Annotated in this window: 9 protein-coding genes; 2 read left to right on the forward strand and 7 right to left on the reverse strand. The window is 29.4% G+C overall.

Features of this window, described 5'->3' with window-relative positions; genetic code table 11:
- Positions 1–2: 2 nt before the first annotated feature.
- From B3J31_RS02175 to B3J31_RS02195, 5 genes are all read right to left on the reverse strand, one after another.
- Complete coding sequence (locus B3J31_RS02175) at positions 3–1,154, reverse strand: histidine kinase (RefSeq protein WP_150845844.1); 1,152 nt, start codon at positions 1,152–1,154, stop codon at positions 3–5.
- A gap of 128 nt (positions 1,155–1,282) precedes the next feature.
- Positions 1,283–1,771: a cysteine hydrolase family protein gene (locus B3J31_RS02180; RefSeq protein ID WP_346868304.1), complete on the reverse strand. Its 489-nt coding sequence runs from the start codon at positions 1,769–1,771 to the stop codon at positions 1,283–1,285.
- Between the two features lie 156 nt (positions 1,772–1,927).
- On the reverse strand, positions 1,928–2,230 hold the full coding sequence (locus B3J31_RS02185; protein ID WP_346868303.1) for a hypothetical protein: 303 nt from the start codon (positions 2,228–2,230) through the stop codon (positions 1,928–1,930).
- A 95-nt stretch (positions 2,231–2,325) separates the two neighbouring features.
- The gene (locus B3J31_RS02190) at positions 2,326–5,736 is read right to left on the reverse strand and encodes an FtsX-like permease family protein (RefSeq protein ID WP_346868302.1); all 3,411 of its coding nucleotides are present in this window, start codon (positions 5,734–5,736) and stop codon (positions 2,326–2,328) included.
- Between the two features lie 10 nt (positions 5,737–5,746).
- The gene (locus B3J31_RS02195) at positions 5,747–6,448 is read right to left on the reverse strand and encodes an ATP-binding cassette domain-containing protein (RefSeq protein WP_150845848.1); all 702 of its coding nucleotides are present in this window, start codon (positions 6,446–6,448) and stop codon (positions 5,747–5,749) included.
- 219 nt (positions 6,449–6,667) lie between these two features.
- Between B3J31_RS02195 and B3J31_RS02200 the strand changes: the two genes are divergently transcribed.
- Entirely contained in the window at positions 6,668–7,219 is a 552-nt protein-coding gene (locus B3J31_RS02200) for a TetR/AcrR family transcriptional regulator (protein ID WP_346868301.1), read from the forward strand.
- 150 nt (positions 7,220–7,369) lie between these two features.
- Entirely contained in the window at positions 7,370–9,046 is a 1,677-nt protein-coding gene (locus tag B3J31_RS02205) for an AAA family ATPase (RefSeq protein ID WP_346868300.1), read from the forward strand.
- Between the two features lie 89 nt (positions 9,047–9,135).
- Here the strand turns inward: B3J31_RS02205 and B3J31_RS02210 are convergent, their stop codons facing one another.
- Together B3J31_RS02210 and B3J31_RS02215 are read right to left on the reverse strand one after the other, a co-directional pair.
- Positions 9,136–9,429, reverse strand: a complete 294-nt coding sequence (locus B3J31_RS02210; RefSeq protein WP_035131288.1) for a cysteine-rich small domain-containing protein — start codon at positions 9,427–9,429, stop codon at positions 9,136–9,138.
- A 202-nt stretch (positions 9,430–9,631) separates the two neighbouring features.
- Complete coding sequence (locus tag B3J31_RS02215) at positions 9,632–10,522, reverse strand: YitT family protein (protein WP_346873563.1); 891 nt, start codon at positions 10,520–10,522, stop codon at positions 9,632–9,634.
- Positions 10,523–10,524: the final 2 nt, after the last annotated feature.

The raw sequence follows: 10,524 nt of genomic DNA on the forward strand, positions 1-10,524 counted from the left end.
TCCTACACCTCCACTTCCCTTGGAACTATAACCTTAACAAAAAAACCATTGTCTTTGCTAGACTTCATATGAACTATACCCTCTATCTCCGCTACTCTTTCCCTTATACTTTTAAGTCCGAGTCCACTTTCCACAATTTTATCTGTTCCCACGCCATTGTCACTAAAGGATATTACAAATTCATCTTCTGTAAAGTTCATAATAACCTTAACCATAGTTGCTTTACCATGCTTTAAAGAATTTGATAAAATCTCTTGAATCATTCTATATAAATGATTAATCTGCTTAGTTGATAAATTCCAATCACCCTTTGATATAATGACCTTAACTTCTACTCCAGACATTCTCTCAAAGTTTTTACATACCTCTTGAAATCTTAAAATTCCTTGGTAATTATCATATTCATCAGGCTTTAACTCCCTTACAGCTCTCTTCACATCTTGAAAACTTTCACTAATAAAAGCCCTTAAATTTCCTATCATATCTTTCATAGAACTATTTTCTTTCTCCGCAATAGCTTCCATGGCAGATAACTGAATCATAGCAGTAGATAAAGTATGTCCAACACTATCATGAATTTCCCTTGATATTCTATTTCTTTCCTTTAATAAAGTTAATTCCTCAATAGACTCTACATACCCTTCAAGCTCCTTATTAGCTTCTATAAGTTTTTCATCTGAAACCCTAAGCTTATCATAAAGCTGCTGTGCTTCAACCTTTGTACTAAAAAGTCTAGATATATAACTTAAAAGAATAAAGAAGATTCCAAGTAAAACAAAATTAATAATGCCATCTTCAATAGGCCCACTAAACTTCGGATAAATTCCAAAAAATAAAATTATAAACCCTAATCCATACTTAACTATCTTAATTTTCAACGGGAATAAATCTATGGATACCCCTATTAAGTAAAAAATAATAGTTCCTCCAAAGTTCAGTTGTGCCAATGGTATAAATGCTAGCTCTATTATTATTGAAAGGATAGCACTACTCTCTTTCTCTAAATAAAACATTCTCAAATGATTATTTATAATAAATAATAGAAGAAAAACTAGACTTACTATGCTCTTATTTCCTACTTCTATAAACAATTGAAAGGTTAATATACAAAATGATATATATCTCATTAACAATAACTCTTTACTCTTTATCATAACGCTCTCCTAATATATATTTCTCTATATATTTATTTAAGCCTAAATCACATAAAATTACTAGTGTATCTTTTACATGATTATGTTTTGTTAACTTTACATATAAACACCTTGGGAAGATTTTACTCTTACTTTAAAAAATATTCCAATGCCTCAAGACTAATTACTGGTCTTAAGAGTTGCATTTTTTTCACTTCTTCATATTCGAACCCTGCAATACCATTTTGAAGTAATGATGTTCCATATCCCATTTCTTTTGCTCCATTATAAGAGAACAATACACAATACTCTGCTGCAAATCCGCTTATAACAAGAAATTCAACTCCAAGTTCTTGAAGCTTATCATGAAGCTCTGTCTTGAAAAATGCATTATTATACTCTTTATGTATAACAATATCATCTGTACTCTCATTAATAGAATCAACAAATTCAAACTTCTCAGAACCAGGCCCCTCTCCCACTTCTATATCCAATACTTTAACAACAGGCAATCCTTTTTCCCTAAACATACGTGCTGCCTCATTTATATACTCTACTGCATCATCAAATTCTCTTTGACATTTACAAAAGTCATAACATCCCTTTTGCATATCAATTATTAGAAACGCTGCTTTCATTCTTATACACCCCTTTAAATTTTTATATCTTACCCATGAAAATATATTTCCAATTTATATTAAAAACCAACAAATATATACTATTAAATTATAATACATTAAATAGTAAAAGTCTCAACTTTTTCAAAAATAAAACTATCTAATTTAATTACTCAATTACTTTAATGTTCTTACCAATGCACTTCTACTCTTTGAAAGAAGTTCATTCTTAATTAGAAAATTCCATACTGGCTCAAATTTTTTCCATGCACCTGCATAAGTGAAATGTTTTAATCTCATTCTAAGTTCTTCATGCTCCTTTGATGCCTTATATATATTTCTCCACTTATAAAAATCTTTATAGGCTCTATTATATCCACTTTCCATTTCTTCTTTTGTAATATTAGGGTGATTAAATACTAAATGCCTAGTATCGTATAATCTCCAATCCTTAGTAATAATTCTCTTATCTTCATCCATTTTATTAAATATCCCCGTACCAGGATAAGAAGTTTTAACCTAACATTTTGGATAAAAAAAAGAGCCGCAATTTGCGACTCCCTTTAATTTAAACTTTACTCTATGGATTTTAGTGCATCAATCATATTTATATTTTTTAATTTTATATGCATCATTATCATAACTAATATGGCAAAAAACATTGTAATTACTCCAGAGATTACATAACTGCTCATGTCTACAGTTGGTATCATCATCATATTGTCCATTTCTGCTGTACTCACTAAAAATACATATAATATTTTACCCATAACTGACCCTGCAAGTATACCTAATATTGTTAGTATTATGTTTTCTCTAAATATATACATGGCAACTTCATTATCATAAAAACCTAGTACCTTTATGGTAGATATCTCTCTTATACGTTCAGATACATTTATATTAATTAAATTATATAATACAACAAATGCTAAACTTCCAGAAGCAACTATTATTACTATCATAACTAAGCCTAAATCAGCAGATTCACTTAAGCTTCTTAACTTTGAAGCAAGGGTAACATTTACTACTTTATCATTGTCCATAAGGGTAGTAGATATTTTATTATCATCTTCTCTATTAGAATTCAACTTTAATAATTGTGCATTATATTTGGGAGCACTTTTAAATATCTCTTTATAATAGGATGGTGATAGATATATATAATGTCCAGCATAATTTTCTACTATATTGTCTACTTTAACCTGATGAGAATTATTATCCGAATCTGTTAAAGTTACATACTCCCCAGCAGATACCCCTAAAACATTTGCCAGCTTTTCATTTATAATTACTCCACTATCTGATAGTTTGTACTCAGTTCCAGTTTCTCTATGGTTTAATAAAATATATTTATTTAATTCATCTATATTTTCTGGTACATACATAATAGCACTTTGCTTACTTACACCTTCTTTTATGAAGGTTACTGAATCTTGATGAATATTTAAGCTACTTTCATATCCTTTTAAGTTATTTAGACTACTATCATATTCTGCATCTTCTTTTTTACTATTATTATCATCAAATACTACCATAGCATCATACTTTAATAATTTCCCAAATTGAATATCCATAACTGAAGAATTGGATTTTTCAAGAGATATACCTGCAACAAGCATAGCCATACATCCTGATATACCAAGTATTGTCATTAACATCCTTTGCTTATATCTAAAAAGATTTCTAAAGGTAACCTTTTGATTAAAGTTCAGTCTTTTCCATAAAGGAGTAATTCTTTCTAATAATATCTTTTTACCAACCTTTGGAGCTTTTATTCTCATTAAATTAGAAGGATTTTCTCTTAATTCCTCTTTTAATACAATTAATGATGCTCCTACTGTACAAAGTATTGAGGCTGCTAAAGACTGAATTATATAGGATGGATAATAGTGTATTTTTACCTTTGGTAATGCAAAGGCAGATGAATAAGCTTTACTAATTATATATGGAAGGATACTACTTCCAACTACAATACCAAGGACACTACCAACAATACTAGCCAGTGCTGCATAAACTATGAATTTCCTAGCTATTTCTAAATCCTTATAGCCTAAAGCCTTTAGTGTTCCTATTTCCACTCTATTTTCTTCCACCATCCTAGTCATCGTAGTTAAGCATATAAGTGCTGCAACTAGGAAGAAAAATACAGGAAATACTGAAGCTATCTTATCTAAGCTATCAATTGATCCTTTGTAAGTTGCATAACCAGGATTATCATTTCTATCAAAGAAATAATACTTACTATTATTTAAATCACTTAATTTTTCCTTTTCTTCATCTATCTCTTTTCGCCCATCTGCAAGTTTTGCTTTATTCTCCTTGATATCCTTCTCTCCATGAAGAAGTTTTTTCTCTGAAGCTTCAAGTTCCTTCTTAGCCTTATCAAGTTCTAACTGTCCTTGCTTTTTACCTTCCTCAAGGTCTTTTTTACCTTTTATAAGTTCCTCTTTCCCTATGAGTAGTTGCTTTTCAGCTGCTTTAAGCTGTATCTTGCCTTCATTAAAACTTTTAACTTTTTCCTCATAGGAAATTATACCTTGTTGATACTGAGTTATTCCAGCTACTAAAGTTTCTACCTTAGACTTATTCTCACTTGCACTTTTACTAGCACCTTCTACTCCTTGTGCCATACTAATCACTAAAGAAACATTAGTTGGGTCTTTTTCTAAACTACTTACTAAACTACCTAATTCATTTAAACCTAAATCAGGGTTAGATAAAGCACCTTTCCAATACTGAATTTTTTCCTTTGAAACTTTTTCACCTTCTTTAGTGTTCTTTGCTGTTTCTCTCATATCACTAGAAAGTGCATTGTATGTCCCTATTAAAACTTCTAAACTATATATTTGATTTTCATACTCTATCGTGCTTTTAGTTGGATCAATGCCTTGGTTTAAAAATCCTTCCTTAGCATTATCAAGTTGAATTTTTCCTGCCTCTAGCTGTTTCTCACCCTGTAAAAATTGCTCTTTTTGTTTATCAAGTTCTTTCTGACCTTTGTCTAACTCTCTTTCACCTTCAATTAATTTCAGTTCACCAGCTTTAATTTCTTGCTGATACTTTTCTGCAAACTCTTCATATTGATTTTTACCATTAATAAGCTTTGCTCTGCCTTCATCTAATTCTTTTTCAGCATCTTCAAGTTTTTTTTCACCATCTTCTATTTCTTTATAAGCCTTACTAAGCTCCTTTTCTGCCTCTAATTTTACTTCTTCAATTCTTTCTATCACTCTATTTGAGTATAGATTTTTAAGATACTTATTATTTTCCTCCATCTTATCCTTATACTCATCGCTATATGCACCAAGGTTAGCTACATTTTTAAATCGTACATATACTTCCGTATACACATCCATGGATATATCTAAGCTATTTAATATTGCAAAATAGTCTACACTTCCTTTTCCAACGGTAGTTGTTCCCCTAGATATATTTTCTATATACATAGGACTTTGTACAAATCCAACAATTTTAAAAGTTTTCTTCTTAAAGTATTTATTATCTAGCTCTTCATCAGATTCTATGGTGTAGGTATCCCCTATGTTTAAATTTTTATCTTCCTTTAAAGCATTTTCATCTAAAGCTATCTCACCACTATTTTTAGGCAATCTCCCTTTTGTAACAATTAATTTATTTATATTACTAGAGTCCTTCTCATCATATTCCATAAACTTAACCACATTATTTATATTAGTTAAATTTACGTCTATAGTAGATGTTCCAAAGTAATCTAAAATTTCATCCTTATTCTCAAGTAGCTTTAAATCATTTTCATTAAGACCTATACTAGACACTATCCTGCTATCCATTAGATTTTGCTCTCTAAAAAAGTCATTTATAGACTCTTTTAAATCTGGTCCACTAGATTTAATTCCAGAGTAAAAAGCAACTCCTAAAAAAATTATAGCAAATATTGATATAACCCTTGCTTTAGAAGATAATATTTCCCTTATTATTGATTTTTTATATGCTCCATTTTTCATCTTCTACCCTCTACCACTCTATGTCTTCAACTGAAACAGGATTTTTATTCACTTCAACACTTATAACCTTTGCATCCCTAATTTTTATAACTCTATCTGCAATAGGAGCAAGGGCTGAATTATGGGTTATAACAATTACTGTTGTCCCTGTGTTTTTACATGTATCCTGTAATGTCTTTAAAATCTGTTTTCCTGTTTTATAGTCAAGGGCTCCAGTTGGCTCATCACATAAAAGCAACTTAGGATTTTTAGCTATTGCCCTTGCTATAGAAACCCTTTGCTGTTCTCCTCCTGATAATTGAGATGGAAAATTGTTTTTTCTATGACCAAGTCCCACTAACTCAAGAGTTTTATCTACATCTAAAGCATCCTTTGAAATTTGTGTAGCCAATTCCACATTTTCCTTTGCAGTTAAATTTTGAACTAAATTATAAAACTGGAAAACAAACCCCACATCATGTCTTCTGTACTTTGTAAGCTGTCTCTTGTTAAACTTAGATATATCAACGTTATCAATAATTATTTCACCTTCATCACAAGTATCCATTCCTCCAAGTATATTGAGCACAGTTGTTTTACCTGCACCACTTGGTCCTAGAATAATAGTAAACTCTCCCTTTTCTATAGAAAAATTAATACCATTATTTGCTGCAATGGTAGTTTCTCCAACCTTATATCTTTTATATTCATCTTTTATCTCTATGTATGACATGTTGCCCTCCCTAATCAATACTACCTTTAAATACTCAATGTCATTAAATAGACACCTTGTTTAGTTAATGCTATAATTCAAGTATAAATAATATATGGATTAGTTACAATAATCACATATTTTCATAGTGTTATTAAATATACATTTTAGCGAGTTTTGTTTATTTAATAACATATAATTAATAATTGCTTTAATAAATACTAAAAAAGGATGAGTTAAATGGCAGGCGTTAAAGGAAATAGAAGAATTTTATATACTAAAAAAATAATAAAAGAAAGCTTAATTGAATTACTTAAACATAAGAAAATTCATGAAGTTACCGTTACTGATATCTGCAAAAAATCAGATATTAATAGAGGAACTTTTTATACCCATTATAAAGATACCTATGACTTACTTAAATCCTTAGAGGATGAACTATTTAATCAAATCTTAGAATATATCGAAGAAACCCCAGTTGAAGAATACAAAGATGTTTTATTACTTAAAGCACTTGAATTAATTCAAGAAAACAAAGAATTATGCCAGATACTATTCAGTAGACAAATGGAAAATAACATTATGGATCGTATTATTTACGTAGCAAGCAAATCTAAAATTGATAAGCTAGTTAGGGATTCAAAAGTAGATGATAAATTTTTAGATTACTTTATAAAATACTCTGTAGGAGGGGTTGTTTCAGTTGTTCAAACATGGCTAGACAATAATTTAAAGGAATCTCCTAAAGAAATAGTTAACATTATAAATAGTATTATCTCTTTTCGACCTTAATATTATAAATAACCTTTGTTTATTAAACATATTAGATGGTATATAATAATAGTAATAATGCGAATAATCCATAAGTGGTAACTTTACAAATAGAATTAAATGAAATATTAAAGTAATATATAGTTAAGGGCCATAGAGAGGAGGTATCCTATGAATTTTAAGCCCCTTCCAATAGGAATAGATAACTTTAAAAGAATAATAGATGATGGGTATTATTATGTAGATAAATCACTACTTATAAAGGATATTATAGATAATAAAGCTGGGGTAAATCTCTTTACTAGACCAAGACGATTTGGAAAAACCTTAAATATAAGCATGTTAAAATACTTTTTTGAAAAGGATGAAGAAGATAATGCTTATCTTTTTAAAGATTTAAAAATAATAAGTGAAGACGATAAATACACATCACAAATGGGTCAATATCCAGTGATAAATCTTTCTCTAAAATCATCTAAACAACCTAATTTTCAATTGGCTTATGAGTGTTTACTAAATGAAATTATTCACGAATTCAAAAGGCATGATTATGTTTTAAATAGTGATAAATTAACCTATGAAAAAGCTGATTATCTAAATATTATTAACAGAAGGGCTCCTAAAAGTCAGGTTGTCACCTTAATAAAGTTTTTATCTGAATGTCTCCAAAAGTATCACAATAAGAATGTAATTATATTAATTGATGAATATGATGTACCATTAGAAAACTCATTTTTCAGAGGTTTTTATGGTGAAATGATAGACTTTTTAAGATCACTTTTTGAATCTGCATTAAAAACTAATGATTATTTAGAATTTGCAGTTTTAACAGGATGTCTTAGGATATCAAAGGAGAGCATTTTTACTGGTCTTAATAATTTAGAGATAATCTCAATTTTAAATAAGTACTATGACGAATACTTTGGTTTTAAGCCTGAAGAAGCAAAAAAAATTCTAGAGGACTATAACTTAGAAGATAAAGAAAGTACAGTAAAGCAGTGGTATGATGGTTATATCTTTGGAGATGCGGAAGTTTACAATCCTTGGAGTGTTATAAAGTATGTTAAAGATTTATATATAGATAGAAATGAGTTTCCTCGCTCTTATTGGGCTAACACTAGTTCAAACAGCATTGTAAAAAGTTTAATAGAAAGAGCAGATGACGATACTAAATCAGAGGTAGAGGAGCTTATAGCCGGTAAAATCATTGAAAAACCTATACATGAGGATATAACCTATGGAGATATAGATTCTTCTATGGATAACCTTTGGAACTTTCTATTCTTTACAGGCTATTTAAAAAAAGCATGGATTAAAATGAATGAAAATAATGAAATAGTTGCTGGTTTAACTATCCCTAACGAAGAAATTAGATTAATTTATAAAAACACCATTTTAAATTGGTTTGAATCTGGAGTTAAAAGTAGAGATCTAACAAAGATGTATGATGCAATAGTCACTGGTGATGCAGTAACCTTTGAAAATGAATTAGTAGACCTCTTAACCGAAAGTATAAGTTTTTATGATGCCTATGAAAATTTCTATCACGGCTTCCTACTAGGCTCCCTAGTTAATATGAAAAGATATATTATAAAATCTAATAGAGAAGCAGGCAAAGGCAGAAGTGATATTGTTATTAGATATCCTAACAGTCGTGGAGCCGCAGTTATTTTAGAATTAAAAGTAGCTAAAAATATAAGGCAGCTAGAAGAAAAATGTGATGAAGCATTAAATCAAATAGAAGATAAACACTATGATAAACCTCTTCTAGAGGAAGGTTATAAAAATATAATAAAGTATGGAATAACCTTTTATAAAAAAGACTGTATGATTAAAAAACTTATATAGCTAAAAAAGACTATCTCATATTAAAAATTAATAACTAAATAAATAAGCTAAAAAGCTAGNNCTAGCTTTTTAGCTTATTTATTATCTGCCTATTTATCTTTATCTAATTGCTCTTTTACTAGTTTCATAATTTCACTATACTTACTATTTATAAGCCCATAGTTATCTTTAACATGTGGAACCATACATCCACTACAGTCCTTTATTCCATCTTCAGTAATTTTGAAATTACCACCACATTTATCAGCTAATGCGTAAAGTGGGCAATAACAAAATAGGCAATTAAACTCCTCAGGTTTATTAGTTTTGTGACAAGGGAAATATTCACATTCCTTATTTTGATGAAAAGCATAATGCTTACCTTCCCAATATTTATCTATCATTTTTTCTCCCCCTACCCTTTATCCTTAGTGTAAAGTTTTTTACACTATTTATCTTACACTTTTTATTATACAGTTTGTACTTTTAACAGTCAATTTATAGCATCTATAACCTTCAATATAGAATCAGCTGCTTTCTTTGAACCTCCAAAATTTAGACTTTTATACAAACTCTAGAGTTCATTTCATAAGCTAGTAGATATTTTTATTTATTTTCTAACAATACTTTTGGTTTACTTTTGATTCCCTTTATTCCAAGATTACCATAGATTTCACTAACTGTTCCTGCGGTAATAAATGCATCAATTTGTTCTTTTTTAATAAATTCCATAAGATAAGAAAATTCATTTCGTGTCATTAAACTTTCAATTTCATACTTGCCCTCAGCTTCTAATCCACCTTTAATTGGATATAGTGTTGCTCCACGTTTCATATCTTCTATTATAAATTTACGAATTAACTGATAATCATTAGAAATAACACAAACCCTTTTTCTAGAATTAAATCCTATCATAAAGTGCTCCAATATTAATCCATTGAGATAAGTTCCAATCAATCCTATGATTACCGTTCTTACATCATACACAAAAATTGCGGTACAACAAATAATTGCTCCTGCAATAGTAACTGATGAACCTAAATCAACGTGAAAATATTTGTTTACAATTTTGGCTATAATGTCTAGACCACCTGTTGATGCATTACGTCTAAATAAAATTGCTTGTGAAAAACTCAAAATCAACACAAAACATATAAGATCTAACCACTGATCCTGCATCAATGATTGGCTCATTGGCCATAACTTTTCTAGTATGGCAAGGAGCGGTGACAAAATCAAAGCAGAATACACAGTTTTAATGCCAAATTCTTTCCCAATTAGAAAGTAAGATAAAATTAATAAAAATGAATTTATAATAAAAATTAATACTGGCAATGGAATGGATGTAAGTAAATTAATTACTATTGATAAGCCAGTAATAGATCCAACAATTAATTTACTTGGAATCAAAAAGAAATGTACAGCTAATGCCCCAATAAACATACCTAATGTTAATATAGGTATTTCCTTAATAAAAGTTTTTACCCTTTCCCCCATTT

The sequence above is a fragment of the Clostridium sp. UBA5988 genome, assembly GCF_002435615.1.
GTDB lineage: Bacteria > Bacillota > Clostridia > Clostridiales > Clostridiaceae > Clostridium_J > Clostridium_J sulfidigenes.

What these genes read in the sequence shown, in the direction of transcription:
- B3J31_RS02210 (WP_035131288.1), bottom strand. Translation starts at nt 9,429, where the DNA reads ATGATAGATAAATATTGGGAAGGTAAGCATTATGCTTTTCATCAAAAT.
- B3J31_RS02175 (WP_150845844.1), bottom strand. Translation starts at nt 1,154, where the DNA reads ATGATAAAGAGTAAAGAGTTATTGTTAATGAGATATATATCATTTTGT.
- B3J31_RS02185 (WP_346868303.1), bottom strand. Translation starts at nt 2,230, where the DNA reads ATGGATGAAGATAAGAGAATTATTACTAAGGATTGGAGATTATACGAT.
- B3J31_RS02180 (WP_346868304.1), bottom strand. Translation starts at nt 1,771, where the DNA reads ATGAAAGCAGCGTTTCTAATAATTGATATGCAAAAGGGATGTTATGAC.
- B3J31_RS02205 (WP_346868300.1), top strand. Translation starts at nt 7,370, where the DNA reads ATGAATTTTAAGCCCCTTCCAATAGGAATAGATAACTTTAAAAGAATA.
- B3J31_RS02200 (WP_346868301.1), top strand. Translation starts at nt 6,668, where the DNA reads ATGGCAGGCGTTAAAGGAAATAGAAGAATTTTATATACTAAAAAAATA.
- B3J31_RS02190 (WP_346868302.1), bottom strand. Translation starts at nt 5,736, where the DNA reads ATGAAAAATGGAGCATATAAAAAATCAATAATAAGGGAAATATTATCT.
- B3J31_RS02215 (WP_346873563.1), bottom strand. Translation starts at nt 10,522, where the DNA reads ATGGGGGAAAGGGTAAAAACTTTTATTAAGGAAATACCTATATTAACA.
- B3J31_RS02195 (WP_150845848.1), bottom strand. Translation starts at nt 6,448, where the DNA reads ATGTCATACATAGAGATAAAAGATGAATATAAAAGATATAAGGTTGGA.